The 19,457-nt window shown below is 32.8% G+C and carries 16 protein-coding genes; 10 read left to right on the forward strand and 6 right to left on the reverse strand.

What is annotated here, in order from left to right; translation table 11 throughout:
• The first annotated feature begins 604 nt into the window (after window positions 1-604).
• The 3 genes from ACEN2I_RS18755 to ACEN2I_RS18765 all read left to right on the forward strand — a co-directional run bounded on the left by ACEN2I_RS18755 (window position 605) and on the right by ACEN2I_RS18765 (window position 4,357).
• Complete coding sequence (locus tag ACEN2I_RS18755) at window positions 605-1,180, forward strand: OmpH family outer membrane protein (protein WP_441767625.1); 576 nt, start codon at window positions 605-607, stop codon at window positions 1,178-1,180.
• 102 nt (window positions 1,181-1,282) lie between these two features.
• Window positions 1,283-3,559 carry a helix-turn-helix domain-containing protein gene (locus ACEN2I_RS18760; protein WP_441767626.1) on the forward strand — a complete coding sequence of 759 codons (2,277 nt, stop codon included), beginning with the start codon at window positions 1,283-1,285 and terminating at the stop codon, window positions 3,557-3,559.
• Window positions 3,560-3,595: 36 nt separating this feature from the next.
• A complete protein-coding gene (locus ACEN2I_RS18765) occupies window positions 3,596-4,357 on the forward strand; it encodes a hypothetical protein (protein ID WP_441767627.1) in 762 nt (253 codons plus the stop codon).
• A gap of 38 nt (window positions 4,358-4,395) precedes the next feature.
• On the opposite strand, the gene ACEN2I_RS18770 is transcribed toward ACEN2I_RS18765, so the two are convergent.
• Window positions 4,396-5,358 (reverse strand): SPOR domain-containing protein, encoded by a 963-nt coding sequence (locus ACEN2I_RS18770; protein WP_441767628.1) that lies wholly within the window; start codon window positions 5,356-5,358, stop codon window positions 4,396-4,398.
• Between the two features lie 245 nt (window positions 5,359-5,603).
• On the opposite strand from ACEN2I_RS18770, the gene dprA reads away from it, so the two are divergent.
• Window positions 5,604-6,704, forward strand: coding sequence for a DNA-processing protein DprA (dprA, locus tag ACEN2I_RS18775; RefSeq protein WP_441767629.1), 1,101 nt, complete (start codon window positions 5,604-5,606; stop codon window positions 6,702-6,704).
• 481 nt (window positions 6,705-7,185) lie between these two features.
• Here dprA and trpS read toward each other — a convergent pair whose 3' ends face one another.
• Entirely contained in the window at window positions 7,186-8,163 is a 978-nt protein-coding gene (gene trpS / locus ACEN2I_RS18780; protein WP_441767630.1) for a tryptophan--tRNA ligase, read from the reverse strand.
• A 208-nt stretch (window positions 8,164-8,371) separates the two neighbouring features.
• Between trpS and ACEN2I_RS18785 the strand changes: the two genes are divergently transcribed.
• On the forward strand, window positions 8,372-9,112 hold the full coding sequence (locus ACEN2I_RS18785; protein WP_441767631.1) for a lysophospholipid acyltransferase family protein: 741 nt from the start codon (window positions 8,372-8,374) through the stop codon (window positions 9,110-9,112).
• Between the two features lie 514 nt (window positions 9,113-9,626).
• Here ACEN2I_RS18785 and recA read toward each other — a convergent pair.
• The 4 genes from recA to ACEN2I_RS18805 form a co-directional block, all read right to left on the reverse strand.
• Window positions 9,627-10,634, reverse strand: a complete 1,008-nt coding sequence (gene recA / locus ACEN2I_RS18790) for a recombinase RecA (RefSeq protein ID WP_441767639.1) — start codon at window positions 10,632-10,634, stop codon at window positions 9,627-9,629.
• Between the two features lie 163 nt (window positions 10,635-10,797).
• The gene (locus ACEN2I_RS18795; RefSeq protein WP_115844770.1) at window positions 10,798-11,307 is read right to left on the reverse strand and encodes an acyl-CoA thioesterase; all 510 of its coding nucleotides are present in this window, start codon (window positions 11,305-11,307) and stop codon (window positions 10,798-10,800) included.
• 34 nt (window positions 11,308-11,341) lie between these two features.
• Window positions 11,342-11,725, reverse strand: coding sequence for a DoxX family protein (locus tag ACEN2I_RS18800; protein WP_441767632.1), 384 nt, complete (start codon window positions 11,723-11,725; stop codon window positions 11,342-11,344).
• Window positions 11,726-11,732: 7 nt separating this feature from the next.
• Entirely contained in the window at window positions 11,733-12,881 is a 1,149-nt protein-coding gene (locus ACEN2I_RS18805; RefSeq protein WP_441767633.1) for a DNA polymerase III subunit, read from the reverse strand.
• Window positions 12,882-13,328: 447 nt separating this feature from the next.
• Here ACEN2I_RS18805 and ACEN2I_RS18810 point away from each other — a divergent pair, with 447 nt between their 5' ends.
• From ACEN2I_RS18810 to ACEN2I_RS18830, 5 genes are all read left to right on the forward strand, one after another.
• Window positions 13,329-13,781: a hypothetical protein gene (locus ACEN2I_RS18810; protein WP_441767634.1), complete on the forward strand. Its 453-nt coding sequence runs from the start codon at window positions 13,329-13,331 to the stop codon at window positions 13,779-13,781.
• 189 nt (window positions 13,782-13,970) lie between these two features.
• On the forward strand, window positions 13,971-15,263 hold the full coding sequence (locus ACEN2I_RS18815; protein ID WP_441767635.1) for a hypothetical protein: 1,293 nt from the start codon (window positions 13,971-13,973) through the stop codon (window positions 15,261-15,263).
• Window positions 15,264-15,366: 103 nt separating this feature from the next.
• Window positions 15,367-15,789, forward strand: coding sequence for a hypothetical protein (locus tag ACEN2I_RS18820; protein WP_441767636.1), 423 nt, complete (start codon window positions 15,367-15,369; stop codon window positions 15,787-15,789).
• Window positions 15,786-17,255, forward strand: coding sequence for a gliding motility protein SprC (sprC, locus tag ACEN2I_RS18825; RefSeq protein WP_441767637.1), 1,470 nt, complete (start codon window positions 15,786-15,788; stop codon window positions 17,253-17,255). Before ACEN2I_RS18820 ends, sprC begins: the two co-directional genes overlap by 4 nt.
• A gap of 1 nt (window position 17,256) precedes the next feature.
• Window positions 17,257-19,457 (forward strand): PorP/SprF family type IX secretion system membrane protein (locus tag ACEN2I_RS18830; protein ID WP_441767638.1); only part of this gene is annotated, 2,201 nt, incomplete at its 3' end.

Here is a 19,457-nt window from a genome sequence, read left to right on the forward strand (position 1 = left end):
CCGTTATGGAAGTGACTTTTAATAGCGGTTTTTTATGCTTTCAAGGCGTTCCATAAATAAAAACAATACCTTGAAAAACGGGTAGTTTTTCTAATTTTAGGCTGATTTTTTGGATTTCAAATCTGAAAATGGAATAATCTGAAAATTGCTAAAATTTTACTTTTTGTGAAATTTTTTTTTGGTAATTTTTTAAAGTGAAATTCAAAGCAACACTAATCTATTTTTGATTTGAATTTCTGTTTTTGAAATTACGGAACAGGAAAAATGAAACTTTGATCAATTTTGGGCTGTGATCAATTTTTAAAATATAAAGCGTAAAAGAGATCTGATATACATTGTATGCTCTAAAAAAGGACTGAAACACAAAATAAAGCGCATTTACAACGTTTTTTTATGTAAAATAAGGTTTTAATTGTTTTTTTTTTGATAAAATCGCTCTGAGAAAAGGCAAAGAAGTCACTTTCTATAGTGTTTTTATGCTACTATTTTCAATCATAAATAAATCTAATATCATAAAATTATGGCATTTTTTAAACTTTATGTTGATGCTATTTATTTTTTTATATTTTTGTCTTTCATACATAAAAAAATAGAAATTCAGAAAATGAAAAAAGCATTAGTAATTATCGCGCTTTCGGTTTTAGTTGTTTCATGTAATAAAACAGCTGAAGTAAAGGAAGTAAAAACAGCTTACGTAGATACTTCGGTTTTGATGAAAGAGTACACTGAAGCAAAAGACCTTGAAGCAAAATACAAAGCACAATCAGAGGAAAAAGGAAGACAACTGCAAGCTGAGATAAATCGTTTTAAACAAGATGCTGCGAATTTTCAAAGTCAGGCACAAGCAAATGGCCAGGCCTGGGCACAACAAAGAGGAGCTGAATTGCAAAAAAGAGAACAACAATTAGGTTACGCTCAACAACAATTAGCACAGCAATTACAACAGGAAAGTGGTGTTGAAATGGATTCTCTTGTAACAGGTGTAAAAAAATTCATCAAAGATTACGGTAAGAAAAATGGATATTCTTATATCTATGGTACAGGTGATGCTGCAACAGTTTTATATGCTGAAGATAAATATGATATCACAAAAGAAATTATCAAAGCTTTAAACGAAAAATACAAAGCTGAGCCAAAAGCAGATGATAAAGCTGCAACTAAAGAAGAGGCTAAAAAATAACAACCAAAATAATTAACTATTTAAAAACCTAAATCTATTAACAGATTTAGGTTTTTTTATTTTATAAAAATGCGATACTTTTAGTCTTCAATATACGCCCAAATGCAAAACCTTTCAGAAGCTGCTTACACGCTACAATTTATCAATCAAACGCAAAAATCGATATTCCTGACCGGTAAAGCAGGGACAGGAAAAACGACACTTTTGCGCGAAATTATTGCGACTACGCATAAAAATACTGTTGTGGTAGCACCTACCGGAATTGCAGCGCTAAATGCAGGTGGAGTAACGATCCATTCGATGTTTCAGCTGCCATTTTCGGCTTTTATTCCTTCCTATGAAGATAGTTCCCAGTTTACAGAGACTGTAAAATTTGAAAATAAAGAAACTTTACGAAGACATTTCAAAATGAATAATATAAAACGGAATGTTATTCGAAATATGGAATTGCTGATTATTGATGAAGTCAGTATGTTGCGTGCTGATTTACTCGATGCTATCGATTTTATGATGCAGACAGTTCGGAAAAATTCTCGTGCGTTTGGAGGTGTTCAGGTGCTTTTTATTGGTGATTTACTACAATTACCACCTGTAATTCGGGATGAAGAATGGCGAACTTTGCGCAATTATTACAAAGGAAAATTCTTTTTTCATTCGCACGTAATTCAGCAAAATCCACCGATTTATATTGAATTATCTAAAATTTACCGCCAAACTGATGATTCTTTTATCTCCGTTTTAAATAATCTTCGAAATAATCAGATCACACCACAGGATATTCAGATTTTAAACCAGTATGTTAAACCTGATTTTGATTTAAAAAACAATCCGGGCTACATAACGCTGACTACACATAATGCAAAAGCAGATTCGATTAACGAACAGGCTATAAGTGATTTAGCGGGTAATGAATATGAGTATCAGCCTTTTATTGTTGGTGATTTTCCGGAAAAAATATTCCCTGTCGAAGAAAACCTAAAACTAAAAGTCGGTGCTCAGGTTATGTTTGTGAAAAACGATTTATCATTTGATAAGAGGTATTTTAACGGAAAAATGGGTGTTGTAAAGTCACTTTCTCCAGAAGAAATTTTTGTGCATTTTCCGGAAGAGAATAAAACGATTGAAGTTGAAAAGTACGAATGGAAAAACATTCGGTATAAAATAAACGAACTTACAAAAGAAGTAGAAGAGGAAGTTTTAGGTACTTTTGCACATTACCCCCTTAAATTGGCGTGGGCGATTACGGTGCATAAAAGTCAGGGATTAACTTTTGAGAAAGCTGCGCTCGATGTATCGCAAGTTTTTTTGCCAGGACAAGCATATGTTGCTTTGTCGCGTTTAACGTCCTTAAACGGGCTTATTTTGCTTTCTCCGCTGCAGATGAATGGGATTTCGAATGATCAGGATGTAATGAACTATGCTTTGAATAAAGCAACCGAAGAGGTTTTGAAAAATTCTTTGCATTTTGAAACCAAGAATTTTATACATAACTATCTGATTAACAGTTTTAACTGGACAGATTTAGCACAAGAATGGCGCAATCATCGTTTTAGTTATAATGAAAATGCCGCTAACTCAGAAAAAGCAAAACATTCTGTTTGGGCTCACAAGCGTTTAGAAATAATAGATGGACTTGTAGATCCTTCTCAAAAATTCATTCATCAGCTTAATAAAATTTTTAATAAAGATACCGTTGATTTGTTTTTTGTGCAGGAAAGGGTAGAGGCAGCCTATGATTACTTTTTCAAGCAAATGGACAAACTAGTTACCGATCTTTTGCAGAAAATGGCCGAAATCCAAAAATTTAAAAAAGTAAAAGAGTTTTATGAAGAATTAGCATTCTTGGATGATTTACAAACCAAGGCTGTCTTACGCTTAATGAAGGCTAAATTATTGATTAAAATTGTCGTTTCGGGTGAAACAATCTGTAAAGAAAAATTAACGTCCTCATCGATTAAAAATTACAAATCGGATAAGATTTCGAAAATTCGTGATGAGTTTAAAATGACCAATACAGATATTTTCAAATTAGATGAGCCTGTAGTACGTTATACTTCTAAGAAATCAGATAAAAACGAAACGAAAACAGCTAAGAAAACTACTGTAGAAGAAACGTATGATTTATGGCTGGAGAAAAATTCGGTTCAGGATATTGCCCGAATTAGAAAACTTACATCACAAACTATTGAAATGCATTTGGTTAAACTGATCCAGGCAAAAAAAATCGAAATCTCGGATGTTTTGCCATATGATAAAATCCTGGCGTTGCGTGATGCTTTTCAATTCTATCAGGAGGAATCTTTAAATGGTTTAAAAGAAAAACACGGTGACGAATTTACGTGGGATGAGTTAAAGATGTTTAAGGCAAGTATAAATTAAGTATTTTTATAGTTAATGAATAATAAAGTATTTAATATGGAGAAGATAAAGTTATTGATAATTGGATTGATTTTCTGCAGCAGTTTTGTTTTTGGCCAGGATTTAAAACCCGAATACCAGAAGTTCATCAAAACCTTTATCAGCAATGTAAAAAATGATAAAAAGGAAGCTGTTGCGAATATGATTTCCTATCCGTTCAAAAGAGAATATCCAATACCGGCAATTAAAAATAAAGCAGAATTTATAAAAAGATATTCTGAAATTTTTGATATTAGCTTGAAGAACGAAATTATTAAATCGAATCCTGCAAAAGACTGGTCAGAAGTAGGGTGGAGAGGAATTATGCTTAATCAGGGTACGATATGGATTGATACGGATGGCCGATTGATTTCGATAAATTACCAGTCAAAATTTGAGAAGGATCTTAAAAATAAAATTATTGCGGCTGATAGAGAGAATTTGCATGCTTCAATTGCAAAATTTAAAGCTCCTGAATGTATCCTGGAAACCAGCAAATTCAGAATTAGAATTGATGATTTAGGAAATGATAATTACCGGTATGCTTCCTGGTCTCTAAAAAAGAAAATGAATGAAGAACCTGATTTAGTGATAAGTAATGGAAAGTGGTTTCAGGAAGGAACTGGTGGAAATCATCGATTTGAATTTAAAAAAGGACAATATATTTACGAATGTTACATTGCTCCTTTACGGGAAAAAGGTACTGCGCCGGCAAGTTTGACTATCTATCAAAACAAAAAAGTGATCCTTTCGCAAGATGCAGAAATTGTTCCACGATAAACAAAAAATCCTATTCAGACGAATAGGATTTTTAATTTTTATAGGTTTTCGATTAAAATCCAGGCATCAGGATTTTCAGCTTTACGAATTTCTCTTTGTGCTTTTTCGGCCTCAGCCATACTAGCATAACTTCCGTACAAAACTGGGAATAATCCATGTTTATTTTCAGGAAGCATTCTGGCTTCGTAACCATTTTTTATTAATTGGTTATAGGCTTTTTTAGCATTTTGTTCACTTCTAAAAGCGCCCGCAATAATATGATAAGGCATTGTGTTTTCTGCTGCTTCTGTTTTTGAAGTATCCACAGATAGCGTTACTGCAGGTAAAGGATTTTGAATCAAAAAGGTAGCTTCCTGAATTTTGTTCTGTACTTTTTTCTGAACAGTGCTTTCAACAACAAGCGTTTGGCTCGCAATTTCTTTTTGATATAACGGATATCCAATGCTTCCTGTTATTCCTAATCCTAATACAAAAATTGCGGCATATTTTAAATACGAATTGGAAGATTTTCTTTCTTCGTGAGCATATAATTCAACAGGCTCTTTCTTTTTGATTCTCTGAATTTCTTTTTCGAAATTTTCTCTTTTTACCAAAGGCGAAACAAATGGACTCAATCCAAAAGAAGTTGTTAAATAATTATTTTGCTGGTTTGGACTGAAAACTAAGTTGTTATCACTATTCAAACGAATCTCACCAATATTTTTTAAGTGTAAAATTCCCTTGTCTTCTAATTCTTTTTTCCAATTCAAAATTTCAAAAGCGATGGCACTAACAGCAAAACCATAAGATGTCTTTTCTGTATTAGCGATATGATTTGCCAGCAAACCATCATTGTTTTTGATTTGACTGTTAAAAGAAACCATTTTCTTAGGTGGAAAAAACGAATTTGTGCTTTCATTAAGCTGTGCCGACTGAATTTCGGTTAAGAATGCACCAAATCCTGGAACCGTTACACACTGATAACGATACAATAACTGCGCGATGTAAGTTTCGATTTTCATAGTAACAAAGTTATGCATCCAATATAGTTATCAAAATTTTATTCACAATTTTTATTAACAATTGACATGTTTTTATAGACAATTGGTTTTCATTTAGTTAGGTAAAATCATTAATTTTTATAATTCTATACAAAATCTTAGAGTTTTATTTTTTGAAAGAATTTACTTCTAATTCATATATTTGTCTTCTTGAAAAACTAAACGCGTTTTTGAGAATTATTCAACCTTCTAAAACTATATAAGCCATGTCAGAACAAGATTTATTTTACTTATTAGCATTACTTCGTGTAGAAGGAGTTGGAGATATTATGGCGAAGAAATTATTGGCAAATTTTGGTAATGGCGAAGAAATTTTTAAAACCAAAACGAATCAAATTGCTGCTATAGATGGAGTTGGATCAGTCTTACTAAAGAATATGAAAGATAAAACTGTTTTTGAAAAGGCAAATCAGGAACTGGAATTCATTAATAAAAACAATATAAAAGTATCTTTTTTTAAAGATGAAAATTATCCGGAACGTCTTAAACACTGTATTGATGCTCCGGTTTTAATTTTTTCTGCGGGTAATATTAATTTAGAAAATAAAAGAATAATCAGTATTGTAGGTACGCGGCAAATAACGTCTTACGGGACTGAATTCTGCAAAAAACTGATAGAAGATATCGCTCCTCTTGATCCCATAATTGTCAGTGGTTTTGCGTATGGAGTTGATATTGTCGCACATCAGTTAGCGATGGAAAATGACTTACAAACCATTGGAGTTCTGGCGCATGGCTTAAACCAGATTTATCCGAAAACGCATAAAAAATACATGGCAAAGATGGAACAAAATGGGGGTTTTATTACCGAATTTTGGAGTTCTACCAATCCGGATAAAGAAAATTTTGTTAGACGAAACAGAATCGTTGCAGGAATGACGGAAGCAACAATTGTTATAGAATCAGCAGACAGGGGAGGTTCTCTTATTACGGCGAATCTGGCTAACGATTACAATCGCGATGTTTTTGCCGTTCCCGGACGTGTTACAGACAAATACAGTCAGGGCTGCAATCAATTGATTAAAACACAGAAGGCAAATGTTCTTACGAATGCTGCTGATTTGGTTTATATGCTCAATTGGGATATCGAAAATAAGTCAAAACCAATACAGAAACAGTTATTTGTAGATTTAGAATCAGATGAACAAAAAATCTACGATTATTTACTGAAAAACGGAAAGGAATTGTTGGATATAATTGCTTTACAATGCGAGTTTCCGATTTATAAAATCTCGGGAATTTTATTAAATATGGAACTCAAAGGTGTAATTCGACCTCTCCCTGGGAAATTATTTGAGGCGATATGATTTTCAAAGAAAATGTTTTTATTTATGTGATTTTAAAATATTTGTGAAGAATAAAATTATGGAGATTACACAAAAAATCATATTAACTATAAAATTTTCGAAAAATAATAAGTTGAGGATGATGATCTCAAAATGTGCGATGGAAAGATAATAGTTTGTCTTTCGCCCAATAAGAAAAGTGATCAAATATACTATGATAAAAAGTATTTGAGAAAAATTAAAAATTAATGCAGTGTAAAAAAACTGATTCGGAATATCATATGCCCATCCAACGGTTTTATTCACACCATATGAATGATCATCTCCAGACAAATACGCCAATATAAAACCAAACCCAAAAAGGAATAGTAAGATAAAAAAGAGATAATTTGTAAATATTTTTCTCAATGTTTTGTTTAATTTATTTTGAAAAAGATTCAGTGCATTAGGGTTTTAAATAAAAACCCGACAGATTTTTTTAGAGTTGTCGGGTTTACATTATTTACTTTTTTTCAAATCCAAGTACTTCCCGAACTTTTGCTAGAACACCATCAGCAACAACTGAAGCTTTTGCTGCGCCTTTTTTTAATAAGGCATCGACTTCTTCGAGGTTGTTTATATAGTTATTGTATTTTTCTCTTTCGGTTTTAAACTTTTCGGTAATCAATTCAAAAAGAGCTTGTTTTGCGTGACCGTAACCGTAATTTCCTCCCAAATAATTCGCTCTCATTTCGGCAATTTGAGTTTCATTTGCCAATAATGAATATATAGCAAAAGCGTTACAGGTATCTGGATTTTTAGGTTCTTCAAGTGGCGTACTGTCAGTTTCGATACTCATAATCTGCTTGCGCAAAACTTTATCATCGAGAAAAATATTGATAATATTATTGGCAGATTTACTCATTTTTCCACCATTCGTACCGGGAATTAACATACTGTCTTCCTGGATTTTTGCCTCCGGAATAACGAAAGTTTCTCCCATTTGATGATTGAAACGAGAAGCCACATCACGCGTAATTTCCAGATGTTGCAATTGATCTTTTCCTACCGGAACAAATTCGGCATCATATAACAAAATATCAGCGGCCATTAACATTGGATAGGTAAAAAGTCCTGCATTTACATCATCTAAACGATCAGATTTATCTTTGAAAGAATGTGCTAAAGTCAATCTTTGAAACGGAAAAAAACAGCTTAAATACCAAGCTAATTCGGCTGTTTGTGCCACATCAGATTGTCTGTAAAACGTAACTTTATCAGGATTTAAACCACAGGCAAGCCAGGCAGCTGCAGTACTATACGTATTTTCTCTTAATGTTTTTCCGTCTTTTATTTGTGTAATCGAATGTAAATCAGCTATAAACAGATACGATTCATTTGAGGGATTATTTGATAATTCAATTGCCGGAATAATTGCTCCTAATAAATTGCCTAAGTGTGGGGTTCCTGTACTCTGAACACCGGTAAGTATTTTTGCCATTATAGTTTTTTTCTTAACCGCAAATATTGCAAGTTTATTTTTTTTAACCGCAAAGTTCGCAAAGTTTATTTTTCTTTTATCGCAAAGTTCGCAAAGTTTATCATAAAAAGTATAAAGATTTTGTGTTTGCACTAAGTGAAAGTTGTAATATTCAAAAATTCTAATATTGAAAATCAAAAATCATTTCTGTTTTCTTACATTTGAAACCATGAAAGGAATTAAAATTATTTTTTGGATCTTTTGGCGTATTTGGTTTTACATCTTAATGGCCATTCCAATATTGATTATGCTGCCATTTTTAGTAGCTTCGATTATAACTGAAAGTGGTTATCCCTATTTTTTTAAAATGGCCCGTATTTGGGCAAAATTCATCCTTTTTGGAATGGGTTTTTATTACAAAATTCAGCGTTTACAAAAGCTTGAAAAAGGTAAAAGTTATATGATTGTTGCAAATCACACTTCGATGACAGATATCATGCTGATGTTAGCAGTTGTGAAAAATCCGTTTGTTTTTGTTGGAAAAAAGGAGCTTTCAAAGATTCCTTTGTTTGGTTTTTTCTATAAAAGAACCTGCATTTTAGTTGATAGAAATTCCTCGAAAAGTAAAAATGAAGTTTTTAAAAGAGCTCAGGACAGGCTTAATCAAGGACTTAGTATTTGCATATTTCCGGAAGGCGGAGTTCCTGATGATGAATCGATTTTATTGGATGAATTTAAGGATGGTGCTTTTAGGTTGGCAATTGACCATCAAATTCCAATTGTTCCAATTGTCTTTGCTGATAATAAAGAACGTTTCTCTTATACTTTTTTAAGCGGAAGTCCGGGTAAAATGAGAGGAAAAATTTTGCCTTTTATTGAAACGAAAGGATTAACAGCAGAAAACAGAAAAGAGCTTCGTGATCAGACAAGGCAATTGATTTACAAAGGTTTGCTAGAATTTAAGAAGTAAAAATTTAGAAAAGGATGTTAAATATTAAACCCGACAAATTGTAGAATTTGCCGGGTTTTTATTTTGAATTAAAACCCCTTTTATATTCAAAACATTTATTATTTTACCTGAAAACAAATCGATTTTTTTAAAATTTTTGGCTTGTTTTTCCGGTCTTTTTCAACAGAAATTCTTTTCTTATTTGTGTAAAATATTAGTAGCTTAAAGAATTTTATTAAAACTCAATGAACTTTAATATTAGATAGATATTTGAAAATCAATTATATTTCTTAAAATAAAAACCCGTTAGTAACCAAAACAAAAAACTAACGGATTCTTATTGAAATAACCAACCAAATTTACTCTAAAAAGTATCGAAAGTATTATGGCAAACACTACTCGAACATTTTATGTTATTTATAAGATGAAACAATTTATAAATGGTTGCTTCCGTGTTTTTATTTTTTGTATAAAAAAACCCGGAAGTTCAACTTTCGGGTTAATAAAATTGTATATGATACAGGTTATTAATGTTTTAAGAGTTAGCCAAATCTTTGATATGTGCTTTAATTTTTGCTTCTAATTCATCAGCTAGTTCAGGATTATCCTTGATTAAGGATTTTACTGCATCACGGCCTTGTCCTAATTTAGTATCCCCGTAACTGAACCATGATCCTGCTTTTTTAACGATATCAAACTCAACAGCTAAATCTAAAATCTCTCCTGTTTTAGAAACTCCTTCACCGTACATAATGTCGAATTCAGCAGTTTTAAAAGGTGGAGCTACTTTGTTTTTTACGACTTTTACTTTGGTTCTGTTTCCAATTACGTTTTCTCCATCTTTAATTTGAGAAGAACGGCGAATATCCAGACGTACAGAAGCGTAAAACTTTAAAGCGTTACCACCCGTTGTAGTTTCTGGATTTCCAAACATTACACCAATTTTCTCTCTCAACTGGTTGATAAAGAAAACAGTACAATTTGTCTTGCTGATAGTCCCGGTAAGTTTTCTTAATGCCTGAGACATTAAACGTGCATGAAGTCCCATTTTAGAATCTCCCATTTCACCTTCAATTTCGCTTTTTGGAGTCAAAGCCGCAACAGAGTCAATTACCACAATATCAATTGCCCCTGAACGAATTAAGTTTTCTGCAATTTCTAAGGCTTGCTCACCATTGTCTGGTTGCGAAATAATCAGGTTTTCGATATCAACACCCAATTTTTCCGCATAATTTCTATCAAAAGCATGTTCCGCATCAATAAAAGCAGCTATTCCTCCTGCTTTTTGAGCTTCAGCAATTGCATGTAAAGTTAATGTAGTTTTACCAGACGATTCTGGTCCGTATATTTCGATAATTCTTCCTTTTGGATAGCCGTTTACTCCAAGCGCTAAATCAACACCAAGAGAACCAGAAGAAATAGTTTCAACTTCTACAATGGCTTTATCGCCCATTTTCATTACGGTTCCTTTTCCGTACGTTTTATCTAGTTTGTCAAGCGTAAGCTGTAAAGCTTTTAATTTGGCATCTTTCTCTGAACTCATCTCTTTTTTTTCTTTTTCTTTCATCTAAATTTTTATAATTCTTTCATTCTCAAAACAAACCAGAAATTAAATAATTACTGATTTAGATTGTATCAGGCTTGTAATTTTGTAAAAATACTTCTTTTTTTTGAAGTTTCATTGTTCTAAATTGTATCAAAATTTACTATAAAAATAAAGCCTTTAATTCTGTGGCATCAGAAGGTTTTATTTTTCCTGCAAGCAACAAACTCAATTGTTTACGACGTAAAGCGGCATCAAAACGTTGTATTTCGAGCTCAGTTTCCGGTATAATTGCAGGTACTTCAACAGGTCTTCCGCTATCATCCACTGCAACAAAAGTGTAAATTGCTTCGTTGGCTTTGGTTCTGCTTCCAGATTCACGGTCTTCTACCCATACATCGATAAAGACTTCCATTGAACTTTTAAAAGATCTGGAAACTTTTGCTTCAATTGTTACTACTGCACCGAGAGGAATGGCTCTGTTAAAAGCAACATGATTTACAGATGCCGTAACTACAATGCGACGAGAATGTCTTCTGGCTGCAATACTTGCTGCACGATCCATTCTGGCTAATAACTCACCGCCAAAAAGATTATTTAAAGGGTTTGTTTCGCTAGGCAAAACTAAGTCGGTTAATATAGTAAGGGATTCTGAAGGATGTTTTGGATTCATTTTTTTGATATAAAATTTAAAATAATTGTGTTGATTAATTCAACCAATATACAGCCATTACAGCCGGAATAAAATAGATTACAATAGTTCTCGCACCATCATAATCTTTAGCCAGACGTTGTCCGAAAAGCATCATTAACAAAGAGATACATGAAAAAATAGCACCATAAAAACCAAATTCACGACCGCTATTTGTTAATAATTGTATTGCGCCAACTACAGATAAAATTCCTGAAATTAATTCTAAAATTAAAAGATGAAGCAAGGCAAGCGGCACTTGGTTTTTTAAAGGAGTTTTGGCAAAATGTTCTTTAAGCCAGCTAACATTATCTTTCCAGTAAAAAATTTTCTCATAACCTGATTGTAGAAATGTTAAGGCTAAAAAAGCCAACAGTAAGATGGAGGCAACATTATTCATTTGAAAACTATTTTTTATGAATTAAACGAGTGAGTTTTATAGATAAATCAGTTAAAATTATTTTTGCATTTCCATTTCTTTCAATGTGATACATTGCATCCGAAAGTTCCCTGAAAACATCGTGAATATTATTTCCGTTAACAAAAGGAGCAAACTTTTCGAGTTTGAATTTGTCAACTTTTGGTTCTATGTAAACTAAATCTGGCGCTTCATAATTAAGCAAAAGAGCCTGACGGAACATTTCGATACAAAACTGAATGAATTTTTTCTGGCTTTCACGACCCAACCCGGCAATTTCTTCACTCCATGAAATTAAATCCTGAATAGCGGCAGCGTTTCCTTTTGCTCTAAAAGCAGCACGAACCCAATTTACAAACCATTGCTCGAAAGGATATTCAGAATCATCTTCTCTTAGCAAAGACAGTGCTTTGTTAAAATTCCCCTGAGCCTGATGTGCAATTTTTTTGGCGAAGTTTGAATCTATACCTTCTTGAGAAATTAATGCTTCGGCAATTACTTTTTCGGGTAAACCATTAAAGTGAATTACCTGACAGCGTGAACGTATGGTTTGTATAATATCTTCCTCATTTTCAGAAATCAGAATAAAAATGGTTTTGTCTGATGGTTCTTCTAAAAGTTTTAAAAGTTTGTTTGATGCCGCAATATTCATTTTATCGGCCATCCAGATAATCATAATTTTATAACCGCCTTCGTATGATTTTAGTGAAAGGGATTTTAAAACTTCCTGAGCATCCTCAACACGAATTTCTCCTTGTTTGTTTTGAACGCCAAGCATTTTATACCAGTCAAATAGACCTCCATAAGGCATTTCCTGAATAAAAGTCCGCCAGTCCTGAATGAAATCTAAACTTTTTGGTTTTGTTTTAACATCTTCGGTCGTTACTGTTGGATAGATAAAATGTAAATCAGGATGCGAAATATTCTGAAATTTAAGATTGCAGGCATCATTTCCGTTTGAGTTTTCGTCGCCTGTATTATTGCATAAAATATATTGTGCATAAGCAATAGCTGTTGATAACGTGCCACTACCTTCAGGCCCAATAAATAGTTGCGCATGTGGAATTCTTGCTGATGAAGCACTTTTTATCAAGTGATTTTTGATGTAATCCTGACCTAAAATTTGTGAAAATTGCATAGAGCAAAGATATAAGAAATTGACACAGTCAAAAATATTATAAATTAAACTTTAAATTTATCATCTTTATTTTTAGTTTTAATATTCTTTTTAACTGAATTGTTAATTTATATTCTCTTAAGTTTTGTTAATGTTGATATTATTTCGACTAGATATTAAGGTTTTTTTGTTAATAGTTTTTTGTTTATCATGCAAAAAACGAGTTTTTTTAAGTTATTATAAAGACGATAAAAACAAGTTTATGTTTGAATTTAGATAAAAATCTTACATAATTAGATTTAAAAAAAATTAACAAAAATATTTGTTAAAGCTTTGTTTTGCTGGCTTGATGTTTTTTTTACAATTTTTTTCAAAATACTTTTTTCAAAAAAAAAAATATTAAAGTTGCAGATTAACTTAATTTATATATTTTTGTTTTTATCAAAAACTAACTTTTAATAAGAATCTATGAAAGGGAAAATTATTTTTTTAAGTGTATTTTTTTTATTGACTACTGGGGCTATACATGCCCAAGCTAAAAACGCTCCTCGCAGTATCATTAGTACTACAGCTCTTATTCGTAAATATCATGATCAAAAAGAATTGAGCGGGATGCAAAAAGGTGAATTATTAGAATTATATATCGAACGTATTAAAGTTTTGGTAAAAACACTACCTTACATTGCTTTAGTTACAAAACCGGGAGTTACTATGGCAGACTTAGGTATTCCGGACGATAATGAGCATAAAAAATCTTTAGAAAATCAAGCTGTAGGAACCTCGACATTTTTGGATACTACTGTAGATTTTCAAAGAAAAATGATGCCTTATTCAGATAAAGCAAATTTAATAGCAGCAATTTTATTTTACGAAGGAACATTAAAATCTTTACATGAATTCAACGAATTGAATGAAATGTAGTTTTTTAAATATTTTTTAAAACCTTTTTTAAAATGTTTACGTATATGGATTAAATTTCATGTTAGCATTTTAAAAAAGGGTTTTTAAAACAACTCGTTTTCGATGTATTCTGATTTTTTTAGAAAACCGAATGAGTTTTTATAATTTACGCATCCCCAAATTTATTATTAACCCTAATACCCCCTTATCATGAAAAAAATTACTCAAATTATCTGTGTTCTTTTTACAGTTGCAAGTATGAGTGCTCAACAAGAAAAAGGAATTATGGGCTACAACAATTGGTTGAATAACTGGACCGAATTTAAGCCTAACAAAGTCGATTATGGTGAAGCCAACCAAATTTTAGCTGGAAATATTTCAACAAACACAAAATTACTTAAGAGGAATATTTATGTTTTACAAGGGAATGTTTATGTTACTAACAATGCTGTTTTAACAATAGAGCCAGGAACGTTAATTATTGGTGATTTTGAAACAAAAGGAACTTTGGTAGTCACAAAAGGTGCATCAATTATAGCAGATGGTTTGGAGACAGATCCAATCGTATTTACTTCTAACAAAAGTCTTAAAAAAGCTGGTGACTGGGGTGGAATTGTGATTCTTGGCGATGCTCCAATTAATAAATTTGGAAATGTTGGTTCTTATAATTTAGATCTTGATCCTACAAAAACCACTTATGGCGGCGATAATGTAGCTGGAAGTTCAGGGGTTTTAAGATATGTTAGAATAGAATTTGCTGGTAAAAAAGTTAAAGGTTTAGGTGCTTTTAATGGTTTAACTTTAGCAGGTGTTGGAAATAAAACGATTTTAGAAAACATTATGGTAAGTTATTCTGCGGGAGATTCATTTGCATTTTTTGGAGGTGATCTTAATGCTACCAAATTAGTTTCTTATAAGAGTATTAATGATGATTATAAATTCACTCAGGGAGTACAATGCCGTTTGCATAACTCACTTGCTGTAAGATCGTCTTATTTGTCAAGTAATAAAGACGGATCTCGTTGTTTAGAAGTTGCTTCATACGAGAAAAAAAGCGAAACAGATTTTACTAAAAAACAAACTTTAGTTGTTGCATCAAATATAACGATGCTTAATGACAGTGAAAACATTAATGCTGATATTCAGTCAGGCTTAGTGAAAGAAGCAATTTATATAGCTGAAAATGCTTCACTAGAAATGAAGCGTAGTGTAATTTCTGGCTTTAATCCCGCCGTTTTATTAGATAGTAAAACAGAAATCAACGGTGAAAATCTTAAGAAAATCAAATTTGAAGAAATGTATTTCAATCTATGTAAAGGAAATATCTTTACAGAATACAATTCTAACAATGAAGATTTAGAGAGCTGGTATGGTAATAGCGTATTTTTCAACGTATATTCTCAAAGCGACAATAAAGAAACTTTTATAGATATTTTTAATCCAAAAAAACCTGATTTCAGACTTCAATTAGGAAAAATTACTGCTTCAAGCGGTAACAGATAATAGATTTAGATTTTTATTTCAAAGCGTAAATTTTATTAATAAAGTCCCCAGACAATTTATGTATATGTCTTAAGACAGGACCCAAATAAAGATCAAAAAGAATATGGCCCCAAATATTAAAAAGTATTTTATATATACAATATTTTTGGTTTTCCCTTTATCGTTAAGTTTATTTGCCCAAAGCAAAATTGAAGAACCTACAAATTCAAATATTGCTATTGGTCAAAAAACTATTGCGTTAAAATATCTGAACCAAACAACCGCAATTACATCTGTAATTAATTTAGAGTATTCTAAACAGCTTATAGTAGAGCTATCCATCCCCAAGGATAGCTTTGCTCTAGTAGCTGTCGGAAATGATAAAAAAAATACAGATGTCACCTCAAAAAAGCAATCTGATAGTGTCGCAGCGTATTCTGTTCTCGCAAAGGACATTATCGAAAATTATAGATATGATTTTTCTGAGACGTTTATAGATATTTTGTTTTTTGAAGATATAGACTTAGCAAGAATTCGTACTATATGATGAAAAAAACTACTCTTTCTCTGATAAAATCATTACTTTTTTTAGGAGTATTTTTCTTTACCTTTTGCCAGTCTAATGCCCAGACTACAATCTCAGCAAGTAAGTTTGATTTTGTAAATATTTGTGCAGGAGACATAGTAAACGGCATACCCTTTAATGAGTATTACGCAACTTTTACATATAGTGGGTTTCCCTCTGATGTAATTTTTGCTGTTGAAATATCTGATGAAAATGGTAATTTCTTATCTACTCCAGTTCTTGCAAAAGAATTAGAGTTAACAAAAATATCAGCCACGCAGCAAAAAATCAAATTTGCTATTCCAACTACATTAAAAGGATCAGACACTTATAGCTTACGAATAAGAAGTAATATAAGTAATGCTTCAACAAGTCAAAGAATTAAAAACTTTGTTAACAATGATTCTTTTTCTGTTTATTACAAAAATTATGTAGATTCATTTTCTATCAATAACCAAGCTCCTACTGCTACTTTTTGCAGTGGTGGCAGTATGACACTTTCTATTGACAATTCTACTCCTTCTGTAAAAGAATCTTCTCCGGTAAACTATCCAAACTTAAAATTTATTTGGTATAAAGATGATGTAGTAATTCCGGGTCAAACTGCCGCAAGTTTATCGGTGAATGCTGGAGGGAGTTACTATGTAAAAATTGATTATGGTAAATGTTCCGATAATAATTTTAGTTCTAATCGAGTTACAGTAAACAGTGCATCGGGTTCCGGTTCAACGGTTTCGATTAGTTCAAGTTTAGGAAATCCCTTCTGTGCAAACGGTGGTAGTACAATTTTAACTGCTACTTCAGGAAATACTTATATATGGAAAAAAGATGGTGTAGTAATAAGTGGAGCAACCAGCCGTACTTACAGCACTAATGAATCAGGAGTTTACACAGTTGATGTTAATTTTGGAGGCTGTTCAGGTTCTGGAAATATCAATTTGATGAGTAATAGTTTTGATGCGAGTATTGATGTTGCTGAAGAAACATCTATAGGCGAAGGTGAGACTCTAAGTGTTACAGTAACAGATGATGCTTCAAACCCAACTTATGAGTGGTTTTTAAATGGAAATGCTATTCAAGGAGCAACAAGTGATACTTATTTAATTTCTTTTAGAGGAAATTATAAAGTAAAGATTTCACAGGCGGGAGGATGTATTTCTTCAAGAGAATTTAGTTTTAAGGTTAATGGACCTCCTGGTCTTGCTACCGTAATTCCAAATATTATAAAACTAGGATCTTCATATTGGAATATTCCTGATGAATTTAAGAACGAAAACACGAAAGTTATAATAATAAGTTCAAACGGAGAAAAAGTTCTGGATGTTGTCAATTATCAAGGTGATTGGCCACAGACAGGTATTGATATTAAAAACATAAATCCAGTATATTACTATGTCATTCAAGGTGATGCAGGTGAAAAAAAAGGATCAATAACGGTGCTAAAATAATATGAAGAAATTTTTACTATTCTTAACTTTATTTTACGGTTCAGCACAATTACTCTATTCTCAGGATACAAATGAGAATGGAGTTGTTTCGTTTACATTACCTATCCGAAATTCATTAAAGTTTAATAGATATTTGATTAACCCAACATTTAGTTTTGTACGTGAACAAAACCCAATGGTAAGTTTTTATAACAAAAGACAATACATACAATTCGATGATGCGCCTAATACATACCTTTTTAATTATTCAGGGCGTTTAAAAGAAAATGATGGATATGCTATAGGATTATTTCAGCAAAATTACGGGTTAATGACTGTTTTTGGCGGAGTTGTCAATTTTGCACACAATATTGTTTTGCAGGAAGATAGTAATTTGACTTTTGGATTAAATGTTGGCGCTTACCAAAGTGGTTTAAACAAAGGAAAAATAATATCTGATGATCCTGATATTTTAAATGGAGAATATCCATCAAACACATTACTGACTGTAAATCCTGGAATTAATTACGGAACAGCTTTCCTTGATTTCGGATTATCTATGAACAATTTAGTTCTGTATAATTTTGGCTCAGGAATGATAAAAGACGATCCGGAAAAAGCCATTGAACTTCATGCAATGTATACTGGTTACATTGACAGCTACGGCTTTTTCGATCAAAGTAAATTTTCTGGTATAGTAAAAACAGAAATTAAAAAAGATAATACCATTATATCAGGACTTGCCATGCTTACTATTCCACAAGGAGTTTGGGCACAGGCAGGTTACAATACTTTATATGGAGTTTCTGCAGGATTAGGAGTTAATATTACACCTAATATTGCAATAGAATATAATTATGAAAGAGGGTTAGGTAACTTCACTAATTTAGGTTCTTCTCATGAATTTGTTATCGCATATAAATTTAAAAATACAAATTATTATTATGGAGATGATGAAGAAGGTTCTCTAATAGATACTTCTAAGCCAAAACCAGTAATAGCAAAAAAATCAACTACTCCAATTACGAGAGTTGATGGAGCTACTAAGGCTAAATTGGCTGCTGATGCTAAGGCAAAAGCTGATGCAGAAGCATTACAGGCAAGATTAGCCATAGCAGAAAAAGTTAAAGCAGATGCAGAAGCTGCTGCCAAAGCAAAATTGGATGCAGATAAAGCAAAAGCTGATGCAGAAGCATTAAAAATTAAATTAGCTGCAGATGCAAAAGTAAATGCTGATGCTGAAGCAGCAAAAGCAAAATTATTAGCTGATGCTAAAGCAAAAGCTGATGCAGAAGAAGCAAAACGTAGAGCTGAGGCTAAAGCTAAAACAGAAGCGGCAGATTTACAATCTATCATAGCAGCAGATGCTAAAGCAAAAGCCGATTCAGATGCTTTACAAGCTAGATTAGCTGCAGAGGCTAAAGCCAAAGCGGCTGCTGAAGCAAAAACAAAAGTAGCGAAAGATGCTGCAATTAAAGCCAAAGCTGCAGCAGATGCGAAAGCTAGAACAGCAGAATTAGCAGCAGAAAAAGAAAGACTGGCTGCAGAAGCAAAAGTAAAAGCTGATGCAGAAGCAAGACAAGCAAGAATTGCAGCAGAAGCAAAAGCTAAAGCTGATGCGGAAGCTTTACAGGCAAAACTTATTGCAGATGCTAAAGCTAAAGCCGATGCAGAAGCTCTTAAAATTAAATTAGCGGCAGAAGCCAAAGCTAAAGCTGATGCAGAAGCCCTTCAGGCAAAACTGGCAGCAGATGCAAAAGCAAAAGCTGATGCAGAAGCATTACAGGCAAAACTTGTTGCCGATGCTAAAGCGAAAGCTGATATGGAGGTATTACAGGCTCAATTACTAGCTGATGCTAAAGTCAAAGCTGATGCAGAAGCTACTAATAAAGCTAAAGCCGATGCAGAAGCGAAAGCCCTTCAGGCAAAACTGGCAGCGGATGCCAAAGCGAAAGCTGATGCAGAAGCCCTTCAGGCGAAATTAGCAGCGGATGCCAAAGCGAAAGCTGATGCAGAAGCCCTTCAGGCAAAACTGGCAGCAGAAGCCAAAGCGAAAGCTGATGCAGAAGCCCTTCAGGCGAAATTAGCAGCGGATGCCAAAGCGAAAGCTGATGCAGAAGCCCTTCAGGCAAAACTGGCAGCAGAAGCCAAAGCGAAAGCTGATGCAGAAGCCCTTCAGGCGAAATTAGCAGCGGATGCCAAAGCGAAAGCTGATGCAGAAGC

Source organism: Flavobacterium sp. W22_SRS_FK3 (genome assembly GCF_052113665.1).
GTDB lineage: Bacteria > Bacteroidota > Bacteroidia > Flavobacteriales > Flavobacteriaceae > Flavobacterium.

Bases quoted from the DNA above. Each gene is read 5' to 3' on its own strand.
- ACEN2I_RS18810 (WP_441767634.1), top strand. From the start codon at position 13,329: ATGAAAGGGAAAATTATTTTTTTAAGTGTATTTTTTTTATTGACTACT.
- ACEN2I_RS18805 (WP_441767633.1), bottom strand. From the start codon at position 12,881: ATGCAATTTTCACAAATTTTAGGTCAGGATTACATCAAAAATCACTTG.
- ACEN2I_RS18770 (WP_441767628.1), bottom strand. From the start codon at position 5,358: ATGAAAATCGAAACTTACATCGCGCAGTTATTGTATCGTTATCAGTGT.
- ACEN2I_RS18800 (WP_441767632.1), bottom strand. From the start codon at position 11,725: ATGAATAATGTTGCCTCCATCTTACTGTTGGCTTTTTTAGCCTTAACA.
- recA (WP_441767639.1), bottom strand. From the start codon at position 10,634: ATGAGTTCAGAGAAAGATGCCAAATTAAAAGCTTTACAGCTTACGCTT.
- ACEN2I_RS18785 (WP_441767631.1), top strand. From the start codon at position 8,372: ATGAAAGGAATTAAAATTATTTTTTGGATCTTTTGGCGTATTTGGTTT.
- trpS (WP_441767630.1), bottom strand. From the start codon at position 8,163: ATGGCAAAAATACTTACCGGTGTTCAGAGTACAGGAACCCCACACTTA.
- ACEN2I_RS18755 (WP_441767625.1), top strand. From the start codon at position 605: ATGAAAAAAGCATTAGTAATTATCGCGCTTTCGGTTTTAGTTGTTTCA.
- dprA (WP_441767629.1), top strand. From the start codon at position 5,604: ATGTCAGAACAAGATTTATTTTACTTATTAGCATTACTTCGTGTAGAA.
- ACEN2I_RS18765 (WP_441767627.1), top strand. From the start codon at position 3,596: ATGGAGAAGATAAAGTTATTGATAATTGGATTGATTTTCTGCAGCAGT.
- ACEN2I_RS18815 (WP_441767635.1), top strand. From the start codon at position 13,971: ATGAAAAAAATTACTCAAATTATCTGTGTTCTTTTTACAGTTGCAAGT.
- ACEN2I_RS18795 (WP_115844770.1), bottom strand. From the start codon at position 11,307: ATGAATCCAAAACATCCTTCAGAATCCCTTACTATATTAACCGACTTA.
- ACEN2I_RS18760 (WP_441767626.1), top strand. From the start codon at position 1,283: ATGCAAAACCTTTCAGAAGCTGCTTACACGCTACAATTTATCAATCAA.
- sprC (WP_441767637.1), top strand. From the start codon at position 15,786: ATGATGAAAAAAACTACTCTTTCTCTGATAAAATCATTACTTTTTTTA.
- ACEN2I_RS18820 (WP_441767636.1), top strand. From the start codon at position 15,367: ATGGCCCCAAATATTAAAAAGTATTTTATATATACAATATTTTTGGTT.